The 24,966-nt window shown below is 69.1% G+C and carries 21 protein-coding genes; 16 read left to right on the top strand and 5 right to left on the bottom strand.

The genetic code is table 11. The annotated features are described in order from the left end of the window. Window positions 1-92: 92 nt before the first annotated feature. Together BS72_RS36720 and BS72_RS23555 are read right to left on the bottom strand one after the other, a co-directional pair. Window positions 93-398 (bottom strand): hypothetical protein, encoded by a 306-nt coding sequence (locus tag BS72_RS36720; RefSeq protein WP_157856316.1) that lies wholly within the window; start codon window positions 396-398, stop codon window positions 93-95. Window positions 399-794: 396 nt separating this feature from the next. Further along, window positions 795-1,421: an HAD-IA family hydrolase gene (locus BS72_RS23555; protein ID WP_232792516.1), complete on the bottom strand. Its 627-nt coding sequence runs from the start codon at window positions 1,419-1,421 to the stop codon at window positions 795-797. A 164-nt stretch (window positions 1,422-1,585) separates the two neighbouring features. On the opposite strand from BS72_RS23555, the gene BS72_RS23550 reads away from it, so the two are divergent. The 10 genes from BS72_RS23550 to BS72_RS23500 all read left to right on the top strand — a co-directional run bounded on the left by BS72_RS23550 (window position 1,586) and on the right by BS72_RS23500 (window position 12,277). Then, window positions 1,586-2,812, top strand: coding sequence for a helix-turn-helix domain-containing protein (locus tag BS72_RS23550; protein ID WP_037913335.1), 1,227 nt, complete (start codon window positions 1,586-1,588; stop codon window positions 2,810-2,812). A gap of 545 nt (window positions 2,813-3,357) precedes the next feature. After that, a complete protein-coding gene (locus tag BS72_RS23540; RefSeq protein WP_037913330.1) occupies window positions 3,358-3,789 on the top strand; it encodes an ATP-binding protein in 432 nt (143 codons plus the stop codon). A gap of 38 nt (window positions 3,790-3,827) precedes the next feature. Further along, window positions 3,828-4,640: a hypothetical protein gene (locus BS72_RS23535; RefSeq protein WP_198545942.1), complete on the top strand. Its 813-nt coding sequence runs from the start codon at window positions 3,828-3,830 to the stop codon at window positions 4,638-4,640. A gap of 25 nt (window positions 4,641-4,665) precedes the next feature. Then, complete coding sequence (locus BS72_RS23530) at window positions 4,666-5,130, top strand: hypothetical protein (RefSeq protein ID WP_037913325.1); 465 nt, start codon at window positions 4,666-4,668, stop codon at window positions 5,128-5,130. A gap of 53 nt (window positions 5,131-5,183) precedes the next feature. After that, window positions 5,184-5,489 (top strand): hypothetical protein, encoded by a 306-nt coding sequence (locus BS72_RS23525; RefSeq protein WP_037913322.1) that lies wholly within the window; start codon window positions 5,184-5,186, stop codon window positions 5,487-5,489. Window positions 5,490-5,611: 122 nt separating this feature from the next. Then, window positions 5,612-6,838 carry a methyltransferase, FxLD system gene (gene fxlM / locus BS72_RS23520; protein ID WP_037913320.1) on the top strand — a complete coding sequence of 409 codons (1,227 nt, stop codon included), beginning with the start codon at window positions 5,612-5,614 and terminating at the stop codon, window positions 6,836-6,838. Window positions 6,839-6,902: 64 nt separating this feature from the next. Further along, window positions 6,903-7,085, top strand: a complete 183-nt coding sequence (locus tag BS72_RS23515; protein WP_037913318.1) for an FxLD family lanthipeptide — start codon at window positions 6,903-6,905, stop codon at window positions 7,083-7,085. A gap of 73 nt (window positions 7,086-7,158) precedes the next feature. Further along, window positions 7,159-10,173 carry a lantibiotic dehydratase gene (locus BS72_RS23510; RefSeq protein ID WP_232792515.1) on the top strand — a complete coding sequence of 1,005 codons (3,015 nt, stop codon included), beginning with the start codon at window positions 7,159-7,161 and terminating at the stop codon, window positions 10,171-10,173. Further along, window positions 10,170-11,318: a lanthionine synthetase C family protein gene (locus BS72_RS23505; RefSeq protein ID WP_051951567.1), complete on the top strand. Its 1,149-nt coding sequence runs from the start codon at window positions 10,170-10,172 to the stop codon at window positions 11,316-11,318. The genes BS72_RS23510 and BS72_RS23505 overlap by 4 nt, the downstream gene beginning before the upstream one ends. Continuing rightward, on the top strand, window positions 11,315-12,277 hold the full coding sequence (locus BS72_RS23500) for a thiopeptide-type bacteriocin biosynthesis protein (RefSeq protein ID WP_051951565.1): 963 nt from the start codon (window positions 11,315-11,317) through the stop codon (window positions 12,275-12,277). The genes BS72_RS23505 and BS72_RS23500 overlap by 4 nt, the downstream gene beginning before the upstream one ends. 521 nt (window positions 12,278-12,798) lie before the next feature. Here BS72_RS23500 and BS72_RS23495 read toward each other — a convergent pair. The 3 genes from BS72_RS23495 to BS72_RS23485 all read right to left on the bottom strand — a co-directional run bounded on the left by BS72_RS23495 (window position 12,799) and on the right by BS72_RS23485 (window position 17,784). Continuing rightward, on the bottom strand, window positions 12,799-15,012 hold the full coding sequence (locus BS72_RS23495; protein WP_037913315.1) for a hypothetical protein: 2,214 nt from the start codon (window positions 15,010-15,012) through the stop codon (window positions 12,799-12,801). An 853-nt stretch (window positions 15,013-15,865) separates the two neighbouring features. Next, window positions 15,866-16,564 carry an 8-oxoguanine DNA glycosylase OGG fold protein gene (locus tag BS72_RS23490; RefSeq protein ID WP_232792514.1) on the bottom strand — a complete coding sequence of 233 codons (699 nt, stop codon included), beginning with the start codon at window positions 16,562-16,564 and terminating at the stop codon, window positions 15,866-15,868. Between the two features lie 962 nt (window positions 16,565-17,526). After that, window positions 17,527-17,784, bottom strand: coding sequence for a DUF6221 family protein (locus tag BS72_RS23485; protein ID WP_037913309.1), 258 nt, complete (start codon window positions 17,782-17,784; stop codon window positions 17,527-17,529). A 381-nt stretch (window positions 17,785-18,165) separates the two neighbouring features. Between BS72_RS23485 and BS72_RS23480 the strand changes: the two genes are divergently transcribed. The 6 genes from BS72_RS23480 to BS72_RS23455 all read left to right on the top strand — a co-directional run bounded on the left by BS72_RS23480 (window position 18,166) and on the right by BS72_RS23455 (window position 24,942). Next, a complete protein-coding gene (locus BS72_RS23480) occupies window positions 18,166-18,825 on the top strand; it encodes a Crp/Fnr family transcriptional regulator (protein ID WP_232792513.1) in 660 nt (219 codons plus the stop codon). Between the two features lie 136 nt (window positions 18,826-18,961). Beyond that, window positions 18,962-19,807, top strand: coding sequence for a hypothetical protein (locus BS72_RS23475; RefSeq protein WP_063836129.1), 846 nt, complete (start codon window positions 18,962-18,964; stop codon window positions 19,805-19,807). Beyond that, complete coding sequence (locus tag BS72_RS23470; protein WP_063836128.1) at window positions 19,807-22,002, top strand: hypothetical protein; 2,196 nt, start codon at window positions 19,807-19,809, stop codon at window positions 22,000-22,002. The genes BS72_RS23475 and BS72_RS23470 overlap by 1 nt, the downstream gene beginning before the upstream one ends. Beyond that, entirely contained in the window at window positions 21,977-23,107 is a 1,131-nt protein-coding gene (locus tag BS72_RS23465; RefSeq protein ID WP_037913307.1) for a PE-PGRS family protein, read from the top strand. Before BS72_RS23470 ends, BS72_RS23465 begins: the two co-directional genes overlap by 26 nt. 26 nt (window positions 23,108-23,133) lie before the next feature. After that, the gene (locus BS72_RS23460; RefSeq protein ID WP_198545940.1) at window positions 23,134-23,610 is read left to right on the top strand and encodes a Pycsar system effector family protein; all 477 of its coding nucleotides are present in this window, start codon (window positions 23,134-23,136) and stop codon (window positions 23,608-23,610) included. 450 nt (window positions 23,611-24,060) lie between these two features. Then, entirely contained in the window at window positions 24,061-24,942 is an 882-nt protein-coding gene (locus BS72_RS23455) for a M48 family metalloprotease (RefSeq protein WP_232792512.1), read from the top strand. Window positions 24,943-24,966 lie beyond the last annotated feature (24 nt).

Below are 24,966 nucleotides of genomic sequence, written 5' to 3'. Positions count from 1 at the left end.
GTGAGGACGGGCACCATGAGGGGAATCTCCCTTGATCGCGAATGCGGCACGACGACCACACCGCAAATCCACCAAGAGCGGAATGCCCCTCTTTAGATTTCGCGCAGAGATTTTTCAACGACAGCGAGACCACCGTTGCGGGCAGCTTGGATTGTTCGGGGAATCCGCCCTCGCAGGTTCGTCCAGTAGTGGCCGACGAAATTCCTCTGCTGGTGCCGCGCGACACCCGCGAGGTACCGCGTCGCGGCCGTCCTCCAGGAGGCGTGGCAGCGTCTCGCCGAGCCCGCCGCCCCGGGCACGTCGCCGAGCGCCTCACGGAGCACCAGGCCGCCGTCCCGGGCTTCCAGCGCCGTGTCGACGCCGAAGCGCGGGCCTTCGTCGCCCGCCGGCTGTTCCACCGGTACGAGCAGGGCGGGCGGGAGGCCGGAAAGGCAGTCGGACCACCGCGCTCCAGCCCGTGCTGGTGCTCGCTGATCGACTCCCCCGCGAGCACCAACTGCTGCGCGTCGCCTACCGCAATAGCGGCCGCGTCGCGGTGCGGCCTGGGCAGAATCGGTGACACCGGCCAAGAGCGTGGTTGCCGATAAACGCCGGCACGCTGAACCGGGCGCGGGGCGCCAGGGCGTGGTTCATGGAAGTCTTCGACGGAAGCCAACTTCTGATGTATCAGCCACCAGGACCCCGCCAGGGCGGCAGGGACGCCGCTCACCGTCGAGGAGGCCGCAACCTGGCCGATCTCCCACCCTCGGTACGGCCGCACCTTCGAAGCGCAGCCCGCCGTGACTGCCGCGTGATCAGCTCGCCGGAACGCCACAGCCGAGCAGTGCGTCCAACTGCGCCACCGTGTCGGCGGCATCGGTGTGGTGGATGGTGCGGATACCCAGGGCTACGGCGGGCGGCAGATTCACCTCGTGGTCGTCCACGAAGACACAGTCCTCGCCGGCCAGCTGGAGCTGGTCAAGGGTGTGTGCGTAGATGCCGGGATCGGGCTTACGCACTCCGACCTGCTCGGACAGCACGATGGCGTCCCACTCCCCGTCCCACATGCCCAACGCCTTGTACGGGTTGAAGGGCGCGAGGCCGAAGCTGTTGGAGAGCATCGCCACTTTGATGCCCGCGGCACGGGCTCGGCGGGCGGCATCGACCATGCGCGGCTCCAGGGGGAGGTTCGCCAGGGCGCGCCGCATCAGGTCGGTCGGGTCGATGCCGAGGATTCCGCCGATGACCTGGTTCCACTGCTCCTGGGTGGCCTCCCCGACCTCCAGCGCCTTGTAAACCGCCACTCCGTCCGGGTGGTCGTTCAACGCGTGGAAGTACGCGCCGGGGGTCAGGCCCTCGCTGCGCTCGAAGGCTTCTCCGTTGAGTCGCATCCGGATGGTGAGAACGCCGCCGAAGTCGAGGATCAGGCCGCGGTAGGTCATTGCTGGCTCCGTACACATGTGGCTCACCGCAGGGGTGGTAGCGCGGGCACGCCTAGCACGGATGGTAGCTGCTGGTCGAGTGCTCCCTCCTGCGCGAGCGGGAGACGTACCCTGGCAGTAGCGAAGGTCACAGCGGCTGCGGTACGGCGAGGGAGCGTCAGTTCATGACCGTAGAACAGGACTTCGGTATCGGCGCTCGCATCCGGTACTACCGGGAGCGTCGGGGACTCTCGCAGAAAGCCATGGCTGAGCTCGTCGGCAAGTCGGAGAACTGGGCCTACAAGGTGGAGAAGGGCGTCCTGCCGATCGATCGTCTTTCTGTGCTCATCGACCTCGCGCGAGTGCTGCACGTTCGCGATCTGACCGATCTGACCGGAGGTGTTCTGGCGGGAGCCGTTTCGGGGCCGCGGACCGGGCACGAGGCCGTGCCGGCGATCCGCCGCGTGCTCGCCTTGCCCTCCTCGCTGCTGCCGTCCGAAGTCGGCGCAGTGCCCGTGGACGAATTCCAGTCCGCCGTCAACGACGCGTGGCGTGTCTACGAGACGCAGACCCGGGACCGGTACTCAGACATCGGCGGCCGGCTTCCGAATCTGCTGCGGCAGGGCTACGCCGCCGTTCGCGACGCCGAAGACGGCGAGCAGCAGCGGCAGGCGGTGGGGCTGTTGATCTCCGTGTACGGCATGGCTCAGGTCTGGCTGCGCCGGGTCGGCGAGCCGGTCCAAGCCCGTATCGCTGCCGACCGAGGCGTAGCCCTGGCCGACCAGGTCGGAGATCCGGCACTTTTGGCAGCGGCGACGTGGAACCTGGCGTGCGTACTCACCTCCACAGGAGACGTGGCCGACAGCGTTGCCCTGGCGCGGGAGACCATTGCCAGCTGTCCTCCGGGAGAGGACGCCTCGGCGGAGCACCTGTCCGCGTATGGAGCGCTTCATCTGTCGGCGGCCGTGGCCGCTGTACGTGACAATCAGGGACCGGTGGCGTGGGATCTGTACCGCGGCGCGGAGCGGGCAGCGGTTCGTCTCGGTGAGGACAGGAACGACTGGCACACCAGCTTCGGGCCGACGAACGTGGCCATGCACGCCGTGCATCTTCGGGCAGAGGAAGGTGACACGGCGGAGGCGCTACGGGTGGCCGACGGCGTGGAGGACAACCCGGAGTTGCCGCTTGAGCGACGTACTCGGTACCTGATCGAGGTCATGAACTGTAATCGCATCCATCGTGACGACTTCGCCACGGTGTACATGCTCAAACGCATCACCGCCCAATCCCCCGAAGAGGTGAGGTTCTCCCCTCTGGTCCGAGAGGCGGTCGCGGACCTACTCAAGCGGGAAAAGCCCATGTGGCGGCAGGATCTGAGATCGGTGGCCCAGCACATCGGCATGGCTGCGTAGAGGTCGCGGGCCCCTGACCGTTTGTCTGCCCTGATTTTTCCTCAGGGTCGCTCTGCGACCGTACTCTTACGGTTCGTGACATGACCAAACGTCATCTGCAGCTACGTGGGCCTGTGCGGCCTTGGCGAGTTGAACGGGCTCCCGGGGCTCCGGGGCTCACTCAGGCCGGACGTGTCGCTGTCCCGGTCCGGCTGTGGCGGACCGGGAGGCGGATCCTCGCGGCCGACATCTCGCTGGTCCTCACCGCCGAGGACGCCGAGGCATTGTGCTGCGAGCTGGCGGCCCTCCTGCACCTTGACGGTGAACAGGGGTCCGTCACGTGAGTCGGCGACCCCGGAGCGTCATTGACAGCGAGCGTCGCCGGGACCTCCTGATGGCAAGCGCCGGCCTGCACCCGGCCAGCGTGACCGTCGGTGCCGCGCAACGATCTCCGGCCTTGAAGCTGCCTCGCTTCCTCCGCGCTCGACGTGACGGGGCGGACTCATGACCAGGTTGGTTCACCCAACCGGAGCCAGCGTCACCGCTCCCACCGCTCCACTCTGTCCGTGATCGAGCCCGTCTGCGACGACTTCTCGGTGCGGATCGCAGTGAGCGCGGAGGAGAAAGGCGTCCTCAAAGGTGGTGCGCCGGGGCGCTGGGTGGAGCGGCTTCGCCGCCTCAGCACCGTAAAACTCCCTTTCTGGGGCTTGTCCAAGCTCGTGGGGGACGTCGAGTCGCGGATCACCGAACTGGTGACGAACGGTCTTCGGCACGGCGTCGGCAGTCAGGTGGTCTGTCGCCAGCTGATCGGCGTTGGGTGTGTTGCGGCGGCGGTGGACGAGGGATCGTCCCGCCGGCCGAAGATCCTCAGGCCCGAGCCTTGTCCGGAGAACGGCCGCGGCACGGTGCTCGTCCACGCGCTCGCGGCGTCCTCGGACGTCGCCGAGTACGGGACGCGAACCCGGCCCGTCTTCGCGAGCCGGTTGCCAACTATCTGAACCCTAGCCAGGAAACTTCTATGATTGGACGTCAGGGCGTGGTTCAGCCCGACCGCGTGGACGAGCACACGAAGTTCGAGGACACCCTTCTCGGCGGCCTCGGCAAGCTCATTACCGTCGGCCGGGTCGCCGGTCTGCCGCTGTATTCCAACGGTGCCCAGCAGGTTGCCGCTCGTCGGGCGGAGACCGTGCAGCTCAACGCCATCGACGCCGCGACTGCCGACGCGCTGGCCGCCACCTTGCTGATGAACCAGCCGGAGCGGACCCGCGTACTCAGTGCGGGGCTCGCTTCCGAGTTGGCCCGACGTCCGGACGGAGCCCCTGAGGCGTCCTGCGGGCCACAGGCTGCCGCGACGCACCTGCGGGTTGCGCTCGCCGTCTGCTCGGTTAACGTCGAAGTCCGACCGCCTCGCGCCGGCTCCTCCCGGATCACGCTGGGCAGCGCCGACCGTACGGCTGTCCTCCGCCTCGCCACCCTCATCGAGACCGGCACTGGCCGGCTCATCCGCCTCGCCGAGGACCTGCGCGCCGCCCTGCTGCGGACCGGCGTCCACGTCGAGTACCTGACCGCCGACAGGGGCGCCGTCCACCTGGCGGAAATGTCACCCGCCGACGGTGCCCGCCTCCTGCGCCTCCTCACCGGGACCACGTCGCCGAACACGGCGAGAGGCAACACCCCGACGACCGGCGACGAGGACGGACCCGAGCTCGCCGACCGGCTCGGCGCCGCGCTCCACCGGGCAAGCGGAGCAACGGTCGAGGTCACCTACGAGCCCGCCTGCCTGCGCTACCCCTGCGAGCCCGGACTCCTGATCGGCCCCCGCTCCCGCCCCCCGCCACCCGTGCCCTGATCAACCTACTCACCAAGAGACAGCTATGACTGACATGTCCAACGCCACCCTGCCCAGCCCGGCTGATCGCGCGCAGCTCGCGGACACCGTGGTCGGCCTTCGTGCCCGACTGAGCGACGCCGTCTCCGTCCTCGACGAATGGCTTGGCGCGCCGGCTCTTCTCCGGTCCAGGAAGTCGGCCGCTCTTCTGGACGTCCTCGTACCCGAGTTGCAGGCCCACTTGGACGTCGTACAGCGGATCACCATCCGCATCACGGCGATGGAGAGCTTCAGCCCGGCCGACCACCAGGCCCTTCACCGCGTGACGTGCGTCCAGCCGAAGGTCGCTCCGCCACGACTCGCCTTGTACTTCCAGACGGGCTACACCCTGGAGGAGATCGGCCGAAAGGTCGGAAAGGACCCGTCCGACATCCGCGTTGCCCTCCGCATCGTCGGTATCTCCACGTCCGACGACTTGGAGCCCGACGACCTTGAGCTCGAGGACCGCTGAGGCAGCGGGGACGCAGGCTCGCTGACGCCAGCTCTGCTCAGACGGGAGATCCCATGGAATCCACTTTCACCGACATCACGGCCGAATGCGCCGCCCTCCGGTCCCGCATGAGAAGACAGCACCATGTGACGGACGCCCGGCGAAGGTACCGCCTGGTGATGTGCCTGCTCCGGGCCCTGTACGACCGGGCCGTTCGCCGCGGGTGCGTGACGTGGCGGCACATCCTGACCGAGGAAGTGGCCGAAGTGTTCGCCGAGGTGGGCGACGAGGCAGCGATGCGGCACGAACTCGTCCAGGTGCTGCGGTCGTCGTCTGCATGCTTGAGGACCTGGAGCAACCGCCCATTTCGCCGTAGGTGAGGGCGACTCCACCAGCGTGCCGTCCGCGCAGGAGCCCGGCCTCCCGGCCCACTTCACAACCCTCGTTCGCCATAGGGCGCTTCGCGCCACAAAGGAGACAACCGGTGGTAAACGTCCCCAGCATGACCGATGAGATGGGGCAGGACGCCTTCCGCGAGCAGACCTTGCGCGACGCCATGGTGCGGAGCCTTGCCGAATCCGGTGCCGCACAGGACCCGCGGGTCGTCGCGGCCTTCCGCACGGTTCCCCGGCACCTGGCGGTCCCGGACGTGGACGTGTCCAAGGTGTACGACGCGGAGATGGCGGCCGTCACCAAGTCGGACGCCGACGGGGTGGGAATCAGCTCGATCTCGGCAGCGCGCATCCAGGCCATGCAGATCGAGCAGGCCCGGATCGCGCCCGGAATGAGCGTGCTGGAGGTCGGCTCGGGCGGCCCCAACGCCGCGTACCTCGCAGAGATGACCGGAACGGAAGGCCACGTGGTCACCGTGGACATCGACGCCGATGTGACGGATCGGGCGACCACCTTCCTCAAGTCGACCGGCTACAGCAACGTCACCGTCCTCACAGCCGATGCGGAGTACGGCGCCCCCGCCCACGAACCGTTCGACCGGATCGTCGTCACCGTGCAGGCCGCCGACATCCCGCCCGCGTGGATTCACCAGCTCAGGGACGGCGGCCGGCTCGTCGTTCCGCTCCGGATGCGCGGCATGACCCGCACGGTGGCCTTCGTCCGTGACGGCGACCGTCTGGTCAGCGACGGTTTCGAACTGTGCGGTTTCGTGCCGATGCAGGGCGTGGGCGAGAACCGTGTCCGCCTCGCCGTCCTCCACGACGTCGCGGAGGAAGAGATCGGCCTGCGGCTCGACGGGCACCCCGAGCCGGACACCGAGGCTCTCACCGAGGCGCTGGGCATGCCGCCGGAGACGGTGTGGTCGACGGTGACCCTCGGCGGCTCGGAGTCCGCCGAACACCTGGACCTGTGGCTGACGACCGCGCTGGACAACCTCCCGCTGATGGCGGCGAAGCCCGGCGCCCGCAAGCGCGGACTGGTCGCCTCCGCCTCGCCCCTCGGCATTCCGACCCTCGTCGACGGCGACAGCTTCGCCTACCGCACCGTGCGGGCCACGGACGACGAGGACCGGTACGAGCTGGGGGCGATCGGGCACGGCCCGCGGGGACGGCAGCTCGCCGAGCGCCTGGTCGCCGAGGTCCGGACCTGGGACCGGGAGCACCGCGGCGACCAGGCCCGCATCGAGGTCTACCCGGCGGGCACGCCGGACGACCGGATTCCCGCGGGGCGCCGCATCGAGCGGCGTCACACGCGGGTCGCGATCACCTGGCCGTAGCCCATCGGGCCGGCGGTCAGGCTGCACAGCACATCCGACCAACCCACCCTTTCGGAGGAATCACATGGCACAGCAGAAGGTCACCGTCCTCAAGGCGGGGACGGACTACTCCGACGACGACTTCGACCTGGACATCGAGACGGTCACCGCAGCCCCGGTGCTCGGTGCGCTGCTGAAGGACACGGACGACGGCTGCGGTTCCACCTGCCAGTCCGCCTGTTCCAACAGCACCTGCATCGCCGGCTGACCTGACCCCCGTCCGGGGCCGGGCGGCACACCACCCGCCCGGCCCCGCACCGTGCAGAGATGAGGAGGCAACGATGTATCAGGCGCTCGACACAGGCGTGATCCGATCCGCGCTCGTACCGCTGGCAGACCCGCTGCCCTCCTGGCCCGGGGACTTCACCGACTCCGCGCGGTTGCGGCGGTGGATGGGCGAGGTCTGGGCGGAGAGGCGCCGGGCCGAGGCGATCAGCCACGCGGCACCCATCCTCGCGCAGGCGGTCCGCAAGGCCCTCGACGGTTCCGCGCCTCCCTCGCGTGTCGAGCGCACCGCGCGCTCCCTGAGCCGGTACCTGCTGCGCATGAAGTACCGCGCCACGCCCTTCGGCCTGTTCGCCGGAACGACCTCCACACGCCTCGGGCAGCAGACGCACGTTCGCTGGGGACCGGAGCACAAGGCGTTCGCCGGAGTTGGCGCGGAGTGGCTGCACGAGGTCATCACGATGCTGGAAGGCAACCTGGCGGTGTTCCGGCGTCTGGCGGTGGTGGCTGACCCGACGTGGACCGTGCGGGGCTCCCGGATCACCATTGCCTACCAGCCGGGTCCGGACGGGCCGGCGAGTACGAACCTGCTCCGTACGCGGGCGGCCGAGCAGGCGCTCGCCCTGGCCCGCACCCCGATCCTGGTGCGGGACCTCGTGGACAAGATCGGGGCGGACCACCCGCGCGCGCCCGCGTCCACCATCGAGACGATGGTCGCCGAACTCGTCGCCCACCGCGTTCTGTTGACCAACCTTCGGCCGCCGACGACGACTCCGGACGCCCTCGGCCACCTGATCGCTCAGCTCGATCGGGCTGACGTCGACCTTCCGCAAGCGGCGCAGATGCGCCGGATCGACCGTGCCCTTCGGCGACACGACGGTTCCCGAGGTGCCCGACCTGACGTCCAGGCTGCTCTACGGGTCCAGGCGGTCGAGGCCATGTCCGCGCTCGCGCCGGCCACGGCCCGGTCCTTGGTGGTCAACGTCCGCCCCGACGTGGAGGTGGTCCTGCCTGAACGGGTGGCGCGCGAAGCGAAAGCGGCCTTGGAGGTCATGGCGCGGATCACTCCGTTCCCGCACGGCTCGCCGGCATGGAGCGACTACCGGGCCCGCTTCCTGGAGCGGTACAGCATGGGCACCATCGTGCCCCTACGCGACCTCACCGACCCAGACGTCGGCCTCGGAGTCCCCGCCGGATACCGCGGCAGCGTCCTCCCGCGTCCGGTCCTGGCCACGACACCGCGCGACGAACACCTGCTCGCGCTCGCCCAGGAAGCCGCGCTCACCCACAGGCGCAGCGTCACTCTCACCGAGGCGGACGTCGCCGCCTTGTCCGTCGGCGAACCGATCCAGGTGCCGGCCCACGTCGAACTGTGCTTCACCGTGCTCGGCACGTGTGAACGCGATCTGGACGAGGGGAGGTTCGCACTCTCCGTGGTCGGCCTGTCGCTGGCCGCCGGCACCACCGTAGGCAGGTTCCTGTCCATGCTGCCGCCCGACGAGCTGAACCGCCGGGCGGAGATGTACCGGACCCTGCCGACCCTGACCGCCGGCGCAGTGCGGGCCCAGGTGTCCGGCCCTCCGATGAAGCAGCCGGTCCTCAACGTGGCCCGCGCTCCCGTCGTCGTGCCCGAAGTGCTGGCCCTCGGTGAGTTCAACTCCGCCGCCACGCTCGACCTCGCAGACCTCGGCGTCGTCGCGGATGCCGGACGCCTCTACCTGGTGTCCCTGTCCACCGGGCGCGTCATCGAGCCATCGGTGATGAACGCCGTTGAGCTCAGCCACGGCACCCACCCTCTGCTGCGCTTCCTGTGCGAGGCGCACCGATCCCACGCAGCTGTCCTCACCCCGTTCACCTGGGGCGCCGCCGCCCGCCTGCCCTTCCTGCCGGAAGTCCGCTACGGCCGCACCATCTTGACCCCGGCCTGCTGGCGGCTGCGCGCGGAAGACCTGGGCTCGGGGAACGACTGGGAGAGGAGCCTCACCACCTGGCGCCACCAGCACGGCGTCCCCCTCACGGTCTCCCTCGGAGACGACGACCAGCGCCTGCGGCTCGACCTCGCCCTCAGCGCCCACCGGACCCTCCTACGGAACGCGGTGTCCGGCCACCGCAGCGTCGTCCTGCACGAGGCACCGGACGAAAGGGCCTTCGGCTGGATCGGACACGCCCACGAAGTGGTTCTCCCCTTCGCCGCCCAGCAGCAGCCCAAGCCCGCCCCCGCCCTCCGGCACGCGCCCGTCGCCAAGCGCGACACCGGCCGCCTGCCGGGCCGATCGAACCGGGCCTACCTGAAGCTCTACGGCAACACGGCCCGCGTCCCGGAACTGCTGACCACGCACCTTCCCCGGCTGCTCGTCGGCGGGAACCCCGCCTGGTTCGTCCGGTACGCCGACCCCTCACCTCACGTACGCCTGCGTCTGCACCTGCTGGAACCCGACACGTTCGGTGCCACGGCACAGAAGGTCGCGGCCTGGGCTGCCGCTCTTCGGGAGGAGGGCGTGATCCAGCGCATCGCGTGGGAGACCGACCTCCCCGAAACCGGCCGGTACGGCGCCGGAGCCACCTTCGAGGCCGCCGAAGCGTACTTCGAGGCCGACTCCAACGCGGCACTCGCGCAGTTGCTCCTGGACTCCGCCGACCAGCGGCTCGCCGTCGCCGCGGTCGGCTTCGTGGACATCGGCACCGGACTGCTCGGCTCCCGGGCCAAGGCGTTCCGCTGGCTGACCGGGAACCTGCGGCGCGCCGAGGGCGAGGCCCCTCCCCGCGAGGTACAGGCCCTGGCCGTGCGCCTCGCGGGGAGCGACACCTTCGCCGAGGACCTCGTCAGCACCGCGGGTAACGCCGGATTCGCTGTGGCCGCGGCGTGGGAAGCACGGCGGGAGGCACTGTCCCGGTACCGCGTCGCCTTGGAGGAGTCAGGGATCGAGCCGGCCGACGTGCTGCCGTCGCTGCTCCACATGCACCACAACCGTTTTGTCGGCATCAACCCTGCCGCCGAGGCCACGTGCCGCCGCACCGCCCGCGCGGCAGCCCTGTCATGGACCGCCCGGCCCGAAGGAGACCCGCGGTGACCCAGACCCTCTCCACCACCACTTCCTTGTCGTTTCGGCAGTCCCTCGCCCACGGCCCCCTCGGCACCGCCCTGCCGGCCATCGAACAGGCCCGCCGCGGCACCGGCACCTGGGAGAAGGTGCACCAGAGCCTGTCCGGCCTCGGCCCCCTCATCGACGGCCCGGCCGCCAACCTCTACCTCGGAGCCCCCGCCACTGCCTTCGTCCTCCACCTGGCCGCAGACGGAACCAGCCGCTACAGCAGTGCCCTCCGGGCCCTCGACACCATCGTGGCCGCACACACCCGTCGGCGCCTGGACGCCGCACACGCCCGCATCAACGCGGGCCGGCAAACCGAGTTCGCCGAGTACGACCTGTTCCGCGGCCTCACCGGCATCGGCGCCGGGCTCCTGCTCAGGCAACCTCACAGCCCTGAGCTGAAGGGCGTTCTCGAATACCTGGTCCGGCTGACCGAGCCGCTCCCCGCGGGCGGTGAGCTGTCGCCCGGGTGGTGGGTCGGCCACGCCCCGACCAGCCACACGGCCGCAACGCCGGGCGGACACGCCAACGCCGGCATGGCCCACGGCATCGCCGGACCCCTCGCGCTGCTGGCCCTCACCATGCGTGCCGGGATCACCGTGGACGGCCACGAAGCGGCCATCCACCGCGTCTGCCGCTGGTTGGACCGGATACGGCAGCACGACCACCGCGGGGTGCACTGGCCGCGGTGGGTCAGCGAGGACGGGCCCGCTCCCGCCCTACCGGCAGCACCGAGCTGGTGCTACGGAACCCCGGGCCTGGCCCGCGCCCAGCAGCTCGCCGGCATCGTCACCGAAGACGCCGACCGCACGCGGATGGCCGAACGCGCCCTGCTCCACTGCCTGCTCGACCCCGCCCAGCTCGACCAGATCGCCGGCCGCGGCCTGTGCCACGGCTTCGCCGGCATCATGCGAACGGCCCAGCGCGTAGCCCAGGACTCCGCCAGCCCCGCCCCTCTCGTCAGCCAGCTCCAGCTGCTGCGCGACCGCCTCCTCACCGCCGACGTGCCCGAGGAGGACGGCTTCCTCGAAGGCGTTGCCGGCGCCGCCCTCGCATTCCAGGACGCCGACTCCGAAAGCGACTACGCCGCCCAGGGGCAGTGGGACGCCTGCCTGCTGCTGACATGACGAATCCACCCACACGCGACGTGAAGCGTGCCGAGGCCGCCGTTCTGGACGTCCTGGCCGGCACGCCGATTGAGGACGCCGCCCGCCGTGCACGCATCCCTACCAGCCGCCTCGCCGAAGACATCGCACGGTACCGGGCCGCCGGCCGGGCCGCCCTCGAATCACGCGTCCGAGAATGGCACCAGGTGAACGTCCGGTTCGCCGACTACCCGACCGCGCACCGCGCGGTCCGCGCCCACCTGCTGCCGAGCCTTCGGACCGGTCCTGTCGGGACCTGGTGGTTCGTGCGCAAGCACCCCAACTGGCGCTTCCGCTTCCACCCCGTCAGCTGCGCCACCACAAAGGACATGGCGATCCACCTCGCCGACGCCCTCGACAGGGCGACCTCGCGGGGCGCCGTCCAGGACTGGCGGCCCGGACGCTACGAGCCCGAGACCTTCGCCTTCGGCGGTGACGTCGGCATGGACATCGCCCACGACCTCTTCCACGTGGACAGCATCGGCACCCTCGACTACCTCCACCGCGCCGCAGACAGCAGCCAGGTACCTGCCGCCAACGTCGCCTCGCTGCTCGCCATGACCGTGCTGATGCGCGCCGCACACCTGGAGTTCGGCGAACAAGGCGACGTATGGGGCCAGGTGGAACGACACCGCCCCCTCGAAACCGACCTGGACCTTGGAACGGTCAGGACCATGATCGAGCCGATGGGGCGCCTTCTCCTCACCGATGCCCGTCCTCTGCTGACGGACGGCCCGCTCACCCCCCTTCGGCCGTGGTTCGAGGGCCTGGAACGATGCGGCCGGCTACTCGCCCAAGCATCGTCGGACTGCCGACTGTCACCCGGCCTTCGACGTGTGCTGGCCCGCCACGTGCTCTTCCACTGGAACAGAATGGGCTTCACCGCCCGGCAACAAGCCATCTGGTCCCACGCCGCCCGGGAGGCGGTGCTCGGGAGCTGACACGGACCGGCTTAACAGTCACGCCGCCCGCACGGCCCTCCAACCACGAGAACCTCGACCTGACGGGCGGGCCGTCGACAGGCCCCAGTCAGCTGCCGGCGGATGACCGCGCGGCTCAGCGCGGGTTCATCCACGCCCGGCGCACGCGTGACGTTGTGCACGTGCCGGCTGGGGACGATCGGCAGCAGCGGAGTGACGCACTGGCGGCACCTGCGGGACTGAATCAAGGCCCGCATCCGGCCCCGCCAGCACGAACAGATGGCCCTTTGCTCGCTGGAGCCGGGCCGTGTTGGCGGGCCGGTGATTGCCCCCGCCGCGTCCGGTCCTGGCTCCCTGTCGCGGCTCCGCGGTGTCGCCCCCGAATCCAGTAACACGGAGACGGACGCTGAGCACGAAGTATGCGCTGACGACGCGCTCGGCGCCCCCAGGCGAGCTGCCATGGCAGAACAACCGCTGGGACCGATGAGACGCAGTGATCAAATCAAGCAGAAGAAACCCAGTGCTTCTGAAGCTCGGCGATCTCACCGGTCACCATCTTCGCCCCCCAGAAGGAGACTCACCAACAGATACTCGGCGGAGAGGAGAAGCGCCTTGACCTTCGTTATGTCGCCCCGCGACGCGTGCTTGATCTTCTGCACGGGTTTACGAATCCGCCGTGACATGACGGCAAACGCGTCGGCCTGGGCTTCGATCAGTTCCCGGTCGTCACCCAGATTCCGAGCAAGATACTTAGCGCGCAGAGCGTGAGGTGGCCGTGACTCCCCTTCCCATTCGGCCTTCGGGCGCCTTCCTTCCTCGTGCCATTCCCGGACCTTGTCGTCTGGAGCTGCTGCCCTGAATGTCCGATCCACGACCTCGATCACACAGTTGGCGGCCTTCACCGCGGCAGCCGGCCCCGCCCGGTCGACTTCATCCCACGCACCGTCCAGGAGCTCGGGCACCGTCGGATCGAGGGAAGCAAGCACCGCATACAGGTCTCGGAACACGTTGACGCGAGCTTCCTCCCAAGGAGCGAGGACCATGCCTTCAACGCGCTCGTTCGCCTCCTCGGAGATGTCGTCGTCCCACGCCACCGATGTGAGCAGGTCACCACCCACCAGGCCCAGGGTGGCCTGCCCGGCCACTAGCACGGCTCCGGCTTCGATCTCCGTGCTGTCAGGGATGGTCTGCGCAAGGCGATCCCGCCAAGCCAGCACGGGCCGACCACTGAGGTCGCTAAGAAGTCTGTGCCCCGACTTTTGCTGGACGACCCAAGAAGTGAGATCCGTCTGATTCCGAGCCAGGTCAGAGAGATGATCCAAAGCGGTCGAAGGGCCTTGTGCACGCAGCATAGACACCCGGCGGTTCGACTCCAGTGAAGCTCGCCAACTTGTCAAAGCGCCCGGTCCCACGGTCTGCTCGGCAAGATGGGAAGTCGCCGCAAATTGAGCCAACCGCGCAGGACCAGGTGTATATCGATCAAGCCCAGTCAGACTCGCAACCGCCGCAGATCCCAACGTTGTCCGCGCTGCCTCTCCTGCATCAGGCCGCAGAGATCCGAGAGCCTGCAACGTGCTTCCCGCGAAAGAGTTCCACGACTCATATCGACGGGCGAATTCTGCCACCACACTCGCGAGGGAGGAAGTTCCGACCATCTCCGAGGCACGGAGGGTCAACTCCCCCAGCACAGCCACACGAGACGCCTCCAACCGCTTCGCGAGTCCGTTGGAGGCGGGGCTGTCGGCGACGATCCTCGCCGCGATAGCGCTGAGTGATTGCGTCTGAGTGGCAGCGATCTGCGCCGAGAGCGCGCCGAGCGCTGACCTCTGCTCGGCGGCGAAGCGGTCGGCGATGGCGCCGAGAGAGCTGGCCTGGGCGGCAGCCATATGCTTGCCCACGTCCCTGAAGGCGGGGCTGTCGGCGACGATCCTCGCCGCGATAGCGCTGAGTGATTGCGTCTGAGTGGCAGCGATCTGCGCCGAGAGCGCGCCGAGCGCTGACCTCTGCTCGGCGGCGAAGCGGTCGGCGATGGCGCCGAGAGAGCTGGCCTGGGCGGCAGCCATATGCTTGCCCACGTCCCTGAAGGCGGGGCTGTCGGCGACGATCCTCGCCGCGATAGCGCTGAGTGATTGCGTCTGAGTGGCAGCGATCTGCGCCGAGAGCGCGCCGAGCGCTGACCTCTGCTCGGCGGCGAAGCGGTCGGCGATGGCGCCGAGAGAGCTGGCCTGGGCGGCAGCCATATGCTTGCCCACGTCCCTGAAGGCGGGGCTGTCGGCGACGATCCTCGCCGCGATAGCGCTGAGTGATTGCGTCTGAGTGGCAGCGATCTGCGCCGAGAGCGCGCCGAGCGCTGACCTCTGCTCGGCGGCGAAGCGGTCGGCGATGGCGCCGAGAGAGCTGGCCTGGGCGGCAGCCATATGCTTGCCCACGTCCCTGAAGGCGGGGCTGTCGGCGACGATCCTCGCCGCGATAGCGCTGAGTGATTGCGTCTGAGTGGCAGCGATCTGCGCCGAGAGCGCGCCGAGCGCTGACCTCTGCTCGGCGGCGAAGCGGTCGGCGATGGCGCCGAGAGAGCTGGCCTGGGCGGCAGCCATATGCTTGCCCACGTCCTTGAAGGCGGGGCTGTCGGCGATGGTCCTCACGGCGACCGACACCGCAGAGTGTGCGACCGGGGAAGGGTTGCGACGGCTGGCTTCAGACGCGGCGTCGCCCTCCACCGACTCGTTGTCCTCCGGGCCGCTCGGGTCGTCATCCATTTGAATCTCCCCCCTTGTGCGCTAGCTGGAGCGACGATAGTCCTCCTCTCTGACATATGGGGAGACGTTGGAAGTTGACTCAACCCCTTCATCGGCCGGCCAACCCGCGAGTTCAGAGAAGGGTTCCGAACCCGCGCGATGTCCCGGGCCGAGGGCGTCGCTTCCCCGGCTCGGGCGGGGCGGCCTCGTTGGCCTCGTTCCGCCGCGCGCCGCGCCGCAGTTACCGTCTCGCCGGCCGCCGCGTTCAGCTCCACCTGGCACAGCCCCGCTACGCCCGGCGCCGCGGTCCCCGTAGACCTGGCGACCGTCGACGTCGCCGCGATCGTCTACTTTCCCCGGCAGTTCCGCCACCGACGCCTGCTCGCAGAGGCCCCCTGGCACCCCGCTCCGGCGGCCCGTCCGTCACCGCCACGGCGGCGGCGGCCGAGGTTCCGACGGCGCGGCTGAGCGGCGGCGCTCAGCCGTCACTTCGCCCGTCACAAGTGATCTGGTAGGCGAACTCTGCTGCCCATCGTCGCAGCGAGCGAAGGCTATCCCGGGTCAGTGCAGACACGGGCTATCGCTCCAAGTGAACAGTCTCAACAATCTCCAATGTTTGGCGGTCGGAATTCATCCGTTCCCATGTTCCGGGTGCCGCGCCGGGGGCACTTCGCAAGAAGTGCCGACAGACCCCGCCACCAGCCGAAACGCTGACGGCGGGGTCTTTGTCTATGTGCAGCCCGGAGCGGTCTGCGGCAGCCATCTGACAATGATCGCATTGTCATAGCGCGTTGTTCCTGGGGTTGACGCGCGCCTCCCCGCCGTGTCTGTGACGCGTTGACGGTGGAGTCGCTCCGTCGTCAACATGCACGCGTCACTCGGAGCGCTCCAAGACCGCCGGAATGTCTCCGCTCAAGTCGAACATGAGCCACTCCAGCCAAGACGGCTCCACGTCCAACTCCGCAGCCCATGAGTGCATTGCACGCACGTAGGTCACATAGCGAGTGGGCCAGTGCCGGGTTCCTGCCGCCTCGTAGCTCACCCATCCGAGCGCGTTGAGGGTTCGGAAGACACGGCTGTCCAATATCAAGGCACGTTCGTCTGTGGACTCGTCGTCCACAGCTGCAAACCACTTGGTGAAGAACGATCGCCCAACCCCAGCCACCCGGAACTGCCTGTACGCGGAAGCAAGGTCACCGTTCCACACCAGGTCAGCCGTACGGGACAGGACATCGGTGAGGTGCGGATCGCCCAGCGCCGCTTCGGTGTAACGCGGACCACGTCCGTTGGAGGTTCCCGAACCCCAGATCATGACGGCGACGAATACCTGCCGAAGCCCGCCAGGATCAGTACCGGCCTCATCTCTGAGAAGAGCGAGATCCTGGCGGCCGATCAACCGCTCCTTGGCCGTGGGCCCGGCCGTACCCCGCTGCAACACAGCACTCACGCCATGCGGCTCCAACCGCGGCCGCCAGACATCGGGCCGGAAGAGCACCGCCTTCTGCCGCCTGTGACCGTTCGCTTCAACGGCGGGCCGCAGCCGTTCAGCCACACCTCTTGCCACATCATCCACAGGTGCCAGTATGCCGAGGAATCCATGTCAGTGAGGTTTTCTCAGCGAAATGATCTTCGCGACGATTCGCGAAGATCATTTCGCTGAGAAAACCTCAATGCCCCTCCCAGCACAACGGCTTCTCCCACCTCCGGAGTCGTGTGCGCAAGTTCGAATCCTGCCGGGGGCACTTCCGCACTCAGGTGTGCAAGTGCCGTGAGACCCCGCTTTCAGCAGAAATGCTGCGTGTCGGGTTATTTGCTGCCCCCACCCCTACGCGGCCGAACGCGACTCCCCAGCAGTGGTCACGGCTGAGTCACATCGACCAGCACCCACGGCGTCAAGCGGAGCGCACCGAGGCCGCCGGAACGTCTCCGTTCAGGTCGAACGTGAGCCACTTCAGTCAGACGGCTCCACGTCCGCCCCTTCGGCCCATAATGCATCGCACGAACATAGATCACATAGCAAGGGAGATTTCTCAACGCTGATCATTTTCAGGCTCCGCTGAGGACGCGCCCAGCACCGGGTGATGTCGCCGATACGACAGGGGCTGAGCATGATGGGCTTGAAGGCGCGCCAGCGCTCTTTGAGTTCGGCGGCGGCGCGTTCGCCGAAGACGCCCCACGGCTTCCGTCACGTCGACCGCACGAGCCGAACCGTCGAGCAGGCAGGTAAAGCGATGAGCGGCAGCCCGGCCCGCTCCGGCTACTTCGTGACGATGGTCCTGGCCAACGCCCACCTACGGGCCAGAGCCGTGAACGGAGCATGCCGAATAGCGCTCGACGCACGCACCGGACGTGAACGAGCGGCTCCGCGCCGACCGATGCGTCAGCCGCCTCGGCGAGTCCCGCGCTGCACTCGCGCCAGACGCAAATCCCCCTGCGGTACAGCAGTTGCAGGAGCAGGCTGGTGACCACCGGCTGTCGAGCGCCGTACCCAACACCCCTGGACAGACAAGTCAGACATGCCCGTTGGATCAGATCTTACGGACGCCACGCCTCCCGGTAGTCGGGGTGATCGGCGTAGGACTGCGCGAGCACGCGGAGTGCGTACGCGAGACCGGTCACGCGTGGATCTGCCGGCTCCATGGCTTCGCACTCTCGCGCCAGCATGTCAACCAGGTCGAGCATCGGCAGATGGCTGTCGAGCAGGGCGTCACCACCAAAGCGGTAGGCAACCTCGGCGTAGGCATGGTTGTCCCATTCATACCGTGCGTGGATGAACTTCAGAACCTCGTCCATGGCTTCATTGTCACTTGCCGCCATCGACACCGGGCAGAGGCGGCTCACAGGTCAGAACGGCTTCCCATCGCGCCGACTGCCACCCGTCCGCTTGTCTTTCGTCTGCCGGGCGAACTCCGTTGCTGCCTTGGACTCGGCAACCGCCTTGCCGCCAGATTCCGTACGAGCCGACGTATGACGCGGCCGCTGGCTAGTCTGAAGAGCCACGGCGCGAGGGGCGTGGCTTCCCATCGACGAAACAGAGAACCGAAACCGGGGAGTTGCGCAGTGGCCCCTACTGGTGACACGACCGGTCCCACGCATGGGCGACGATCGCCGGCCGGCTCCGGCTTCTCCGCGCCTGCGTCCGGCCGGGCTCGGGTCGGGAGGCTGGACGACCAGGTGCCCTTCCTCGCGCGGCTGGAACAGCAGCAGCGCATCGCCCTGTTGGAACTCGGTCACCCCATGAAGTACGACCCGCGGTCCACCTTGCTGCATCAGGACGAGCCGTCCACGCATGTCGTCCTCATCCTCAGCGGCTGGACCAAGGTCACCCACACCGCGGCCACCGGCTACGAGGCCCTGCTCGCCTTACGCGGGCCTGGCGACATCGTCGGTGAGGCGTCCGCCGTCAGCGGTCGGCCCCGCGCGGCGACGGTGACCGCGCTCGGCGAGGTAGGAGCCGTCGTCATCGATCGCGACCGCTTCCTGGCCCACCTGTCCGCCTCTCCGGCCACCGCGCTCCAGCTTCTCGGCCTGACTGCGGACCGCACGCGCGCGAGTGACCGGCAGCGGGTGGAGCAGGGGGCTCTCGGAGTACGAGAGCGGCTGGCGATCCTTCTGCTGGATCTGGCCCGCACGCACGGCGAGCAGGATCCGGAAGGGGTCCGACTGACCAGCGGGTTGAGCCAGCACGAGCTGGCGGGCTCGGTCGGAGCGTCCCGTGAGGCGGTGGCCCGGCTCCTTAAGGATCTGCGAGAACGCGGCATCGTCCGGACCGGTCGCAGAGGGCTGGTCATCGTTCGCCCGGATCAACTACGCAGGATCGGCCGAGGCGAATAGCCGGCCGGTCGACCGCTCGCTGGCGGCGGCCGTGTGTGTACTCGGTCACAGACGCGGTGTGACGACGTTCCTCCCCCACTGTCGGACCCTCACGGGATAGTGCTGCGGACCGAGCCGAACCGTCCGAGAGGCACGCATGTCGTTGACCCTGACGGAACCCGTCAACCGAACGATCCTGCTGCTCGACATCGAGAGTTTCAGCAAGCGGGACGACGTCGAACAGGCATTTCTGCGTAGAGGACTGCACAGCGTGGTCGAGGACGTTCTCGCCGAAGCGGGCGTCGAGCCGGACCGGCAGTACCGGGAGGACCGCGGGGATGGTCTGATCATCCTGGTCAGTGCCGACATCCCGAAGACCGCGCTGCTGCGAGCTCTGCTGACGACCGCCCCGGACGCGCTGCGCGACTACAACAGGGTGGCGGCGAGCAGCGCGCAGATGCGGCTGCGGACCGTCCTTGCCTCAGGGGAAGTCGCCCGTGATCCCCGCGAAGGGACGGTCGGCGGGCTCGTCGGACACGACCTGAACCAGGCGTGCCGACTGCTCGACGCCGATGTCCTGCGCGAGGCGCTCAAACAGCGGGCCACCGACTGCGTCCTGTGCGTGTCGACGCCGGTGTACGAAGGCGTCGTCCGCCATGGCCACCGTGGACTGCGGCCGGAGGAGTTCCACCGGGTGGACGTCGCGGTGAAGACCGACCGCCTCGAAGCGTGGCTGCACGGGCCCCTCCCCCAGCGGGCCTCCGCCGCCGCGGCCGCGTCCTGCGACGGCGGCAGCGACTCCCCTGCCGGTGGTACCGCTGACGCGTCCATCGCCCGCAACCGGGTCACCGAGGGAGGCGGAACGAACATCACCGTGCACGGAGGCTCTTTGACCTTCGGAGGCAGCCAGGTCAACGGTGACCAGATCGGTGTGAGCGGCGGCAACGTCACCGGCGACGTCGTCATGGGCAGCGTCCAGCGCGGGGAGCAGGGCGGTCGCTGATGAGTGAGCAGCCCCGCCAGGACGGGACGGACGCACGCGGTCCTGGCGAGACCGAACCGCAGCCCGGTCAGCAGGAGCCGACGGACGATCCGCAGGCCGCGGAGGAGGGCGACAGCCCGCAGGACCCGTGGGCCGCCCGCCTCGAACTGATCCGGCACGCACCGGCCTCCTTCGGAGGCAGTCTGGTCGGCGGCAGCCAGACGGGGGTCAGCGGTGGCAACGTCGCCGGCGACGTCATCATGGGCACGAAGATCGAGCAGCACATCCGCCTCGGGGGTTCCCACCACGCGTCCGGGGACGTCCCCGCGTCCGAACTGGAGGAGCGCGCACGGGTCTTCGCGGGATACGAGGAGCTCGTGCACCCGCTCCTCGGGCGATTGCGCGAAGAGCGGGTTCTCGTGCTGTCAGGGGCGCCCTTCAGCGGCCGCCACAGCGCCGCGCTGATGCTGCTGCACGCTGTGAAGGCTGTACCCGTGCGCGCCCTCGATCCGAAGACCACGCCCGCCCTGCTCAAGGACGAGGTGGTGGGGACGTCACGGGGCTACCTGGTCAGCGACCTGGTGACGAGCCGCGACAACCAGCTGCGTGACGTCGATGTCTGGGCCGTGCGGGACGAGCTGGAAAAGAAGAACGCCTACCTGGTCGTCACGGTCGATCTGTACGCCGTACTGCGCGGCATCAGAGTGGTCGAGTGGCGCCCTCCGTCCCCTGAGGCCGTTCTCCGTTCGCAGCTGCACGCCCTGGTGGACGATCCGCCGCGGGAGAGGGAACTGCTCGCTCTGCCGGCCGCCCGCGAGTTCCTCGCCCACAAGGACCACCAGCTCCGTGAGGCAGCCGTGTTCGCCAAGGCCCTGGCCGGCTACGTGGACGGTGAGGCGGGCCACGAGGAGCTGGCCGCCGTCAGCAGGGGGCTGCTCCGGAAACAGGTTCAGGAGTGGTTCAGCGACGACCAGACCCAGCTGCGGGACAAGGCCTTCCTTCTCTCCCTGGCGGCGTTCGACGAAGCGGCGTACGCCCTGACCGCGGAGCTCAGCGACGACCTGTTCACACAGTTCCAGCGGACCGAAGACGCCGGATCCCACTCACGCGTGGGCATCTTCGGCACGTCGATCACCAAGCGGCTGCTGCTCGCACGCGCCGAGGAGTATCCGCAGAAGGAGCACACCGAGTGGGGGCCGGTGACGCAGCGCATGGCCCGCTTCCTGGAGCCCCGGACCGCCGGCGAGGTCCTCCGCGAGGTGTGGACGGGCCATCCGTCCGCGCGGCCCGCGCTGATCCGCTGGCTGGAGCGGCTCGCCGAGGACGGCCGGCCCCTGGTACGCACCAGGGCGGCGGTGACCGCGGCCGTGCTGGCCGACGCCGACCTTCCGTCGGCGATGGCGCTGATCATCGAGCGTTGGGCGGGGTCGAAGCGCTATCGGACGTGCCTGGTCGCCGCCAACACCCTCGCGATGGCCCATGCCATCGGCGCCCCCAACATCCCGGGGATCCTACGATCCTGGTGCGACACGGATTCCGGGGTCCGGCTCCGGTGGACGGCGATCCGTGTCTACGGCCTGATCGGCGCGAAGATGCCGCAGGCAGCGCTGGAGGCGCTGGTGGACGCGGCCCGGGTGGCTGACGACGAAGCTGAGGTCGGGCACATCGCCGAGTCCGTCGCACTGCTGCTGACCGATCAGTCGTCCGCGGTCCGCGGGCAGATCCTGCACGACCTGGTCCAACTCCTCCAGGGCAAAGCGCCCGCCGACGAACTGGTACTGCGTGCCTTCGTCCTCGCGTGCACGCATACGGACGACCGGCTGCTCCTGCAGTGGTATGCCGAGGCCGCCGCCCAGGGAAGCACCGAGGACGCCCGGCTCCTGGCCTACCTGTGGCGGACCGCCCTGAGCGACCTGAGGTACACCGGCGACGCGCTGAAGGCCCTGGGCGGATGGGTCCGCGCGGCCGATGACGACCTCCAGGTCGAGGGACAGCTGGCCGCGCTGCTTCCCGCTCTCGCGCTCACCGCCGAGGATCGCAAGCGCCTCAGCCACATGCTGCGGACGTTGCACGACAGGCACGGCGAGCCTCTCAAGGTCACCACGCGGTTGCTGAACCCGATGCTCGGGCCCGGCGTCAACCCCCCACCCGTCCATGAGCTGACGAACGCAGAGCAAGGAGAGATGCCCCATGGCGGACTTCCGTCGCGAACCTGACTGGGACCAGGGCGCGCACCGGCACAGCGTCCTCGTCGACCCGGTTGTGACGGTTCGCCAGTTGGCGCGGTTCGACTACCGCAAGAGCTACAGCCGGATCGACAACGCCCTGGTCTTCGCCACGAACAAGGGAGAACACGACACCTATCTCCCGCCGCGTCGCCCCAGCCGGTCGGAGCTCGCCACAAGGCGGTACACCGCCGTGTACGAGGTGGACATGGGGGTCCACTCCTGCACCGGGTCGCTGTCGCTGCCGAGTGACAACGACGCCTTCGACTTCACGGCCGACCTGGCGATGACCTGGCAGGTCACCCGCCCGGAACAGTTCGTGACCAGCCGGGAGCGGGACGTCCCGGCGTTGTTGACCAGACGCCTGGAGGAGCTGATGCGCGAGGTCAGCCGCAGGTTCCCGATCGACCGGAGTTCGGAGGCGGAAGGGGCCGTGCGCCAGGCGGTCGCCGCCGCCGGACCGCTGGCGGAGGGGGCCGGGCTGCGCGTGTCATGGGCGGTCCGGCTGCGCCAGGACGACGACGCCGTCGCGCAGCAGCGTGCGCTGCGCGAGATCCGGTACTCCGACCAGCGGCTCGGCTCCTCCCACGACCTTGCGATGCGTGAGGACGAACTCCGGGCCGAACGGGAAAGGGCACAGGCCGACCAGCGCCACGAACTCGCGATCCGGCAGAGCCACCAGGAGGCGGAGCTGAGGAAACTGGAGGCGGAGAAGATCGAGTACTACCAGTACTACCTCCAGCACGGCGGTGTGGCGTCCTGGGCCCTCCACCTGAGCCGGCACCCCGAGGACTTCCGGCTGGTGATGGAGAACCTGCGCGAGGACGAACTCACCCTGATCCGCAGCCAGCGGGAGGTCGCCCTGCAGGTGCTGAAGGGGGAAGGCAACCTGGAGGACTACCAGCGTGCGGGCCTTACCGCCCCGGCGACGCGCATCGTCGAAGAGCTCCTCACCCGGGGCCTGCCCGACACCGAACCGGCGCCGCCCGTACCGGTACAGGGCGCCCTGCCCTGGCAGCCCGCAGGCGACACCCGGGCATCCTTCCGGAAGCCCCCCGGTACGGCTCAGGCCGACGACGCGGGGGACGGACGGTGAGCGGACCGGGCGCGGACAGTTCCGCCGTGGGTTCCCGTCTTCTCATGGAGCTGCGGGCGGAGACCGCGCACGCGGACAACAAGGCCTCCCTGCTCCTGGGAGCTCTCAGCATGACGGTCGGCCTGTTCGGGGGCCTGCTCGCGACACGCCGATGGACGGTGTCGCAGCTCTCCGCCGCCGGCACCGTGCTGTGGTGGGCGGCGGTGGCGGTGCTGGCCGGATCGCTGCTCTCCCTCCTCCTCGCCGTGCGTCCCCGGTACGGCGCCAGCCCGTGGAGACCGGGGCGCCCCCTGACGTACTTCGACGACATCCGTCGTGCGGCAGGGCAGGGGCTGCTGGCCGAAGCGCTCGACCACACGACGACCGATCCGGACGCGGGGCTGCTCAGTGCGCTGGCCGAGAACAGCCGCATCGTCGACCGCAAGCACCGCTGGATACGCGCTGGCTTGGCCCTCTATCTCGCGGGAGCTGTGCTCCTACCGACCGCGCTCGCCCTGCGCTGAACGTCGCCGGTCCCATCGCAACGCCTCCGCGCGCGACCGAACGCTCACCGAGGAAGACATTTCTCCATGACGACTCCAGCCGACCCCATCCGCTCCGGCAGCGCCCCCTCTTCGGACGCCCCCGCGTACCCGAGGACCTCGGTGCCGCCACCGCCGACGTACCCGGGCGCCGGTGTTCCCCCGCCTCGGAGTGGGAACACCGGGAGGGCGGTGCCGCCACCCCCTCCGTCGTACCCCACTGGGCCAAGGCAGAGCACCCAGCGGACAGCGCCCTCCAGCACACCGATCCGGCCTCACACCGGCCAGGAGGACTCGAAGCCGAGCACCGGTCCCCGTTTCGGGGTCGGACCTGCGGCCGCCCGCCGAGGGCGGGTCCACCTGTCGCGCCGGCAGCGGCGTGTCGATGCCGCGACCATGGGGCAACTGCTCCTGCATTTGCCCCCGTTCGTCGTGAGTCTCGTGATCGTGGTGACGATCTCCTACGCTCTGCTCCCGCACTCGGGATGGTTGATCGTGCTTCTCTGGCTCGCCTCGGGGACCCTGGCGTTCCACCGGCCCACGGAGAGCGCCCTCGCCCGGCACCTGCTGAACCTCCGCTACCCGACGCCGTCGGAACGTGCTCGGCTGGAGCCCGTCTGGCGTGAGGTGACCGCCCGCGCGGGTGTCGAGGGCCGCGCCTACGAGCTGTGGATCGAGGAGAGTGACGACCTCAACGCGCTGGCCGCGGCGGGCCACATCGTGGGCGTCACCCGTTTCTCCCTGGAGAACCTGACCAGTAGTCACCTCGGCGCCGTTCTCGCCCACGAACTGGCACACCATGTCGGCGGCCACGCCTGGTCCTCACTCCTGGGGGAATGGTACGCGTTGCCAGGGCGGCTCGCGTGGGTCGGCGTTCGCAGGCTGGCCCGGCTCGTTATCGCCCTCGGCCGTCGTCTCAACAGCTGCCTGGGAGTGGCTCTCCTCCTGGCGGCGGCAGGCGTCGTGGTGGCCTTCGCCCTGGCATACTGGTTCGTCATTCTGGCTCTGGTCATGGCGCCGTATCCACTGGCCGCCGTGGCCCGCCGGGCAGAGCTGCGTGCGGACCAGCACGCTGCGGCCCTCGGCTTCGGGCCGATGCTCGCCGAGGTGCTCCAGACGATGCACGCGGAGGCGTCGGGGGCCGGCGGCGCCATGACGACGTCCTTCGCCGCCCGCGGCAGGACCGGCGCCTTCGGCACCGTCGTCCGGGCGCATGACGGCCGCCGAGGACTCCTGGCCAAACTCCTGGCCTCGCACCCCGACTACCACACGCGCCTGCACCATCTGTCGGCGTATCTCAGCCCAGGCCGCTGAACAGCGAGGTCCGGACTCGCCACA

The organism is Actinacidiphila yeochonensis CN732 (genome assembly GCF_000745345.1).
Classification (GTDB): domain Bacteria; phylum Actinomycetota; class Actinomycetes; order Streptomycetales; family Streptomycetaceae; genus Actinacidiphila; species Actinacidiphila yeochonensis.
This window is presented reverse-complemented; position numbering and strand designations above follow the sequence as displayed.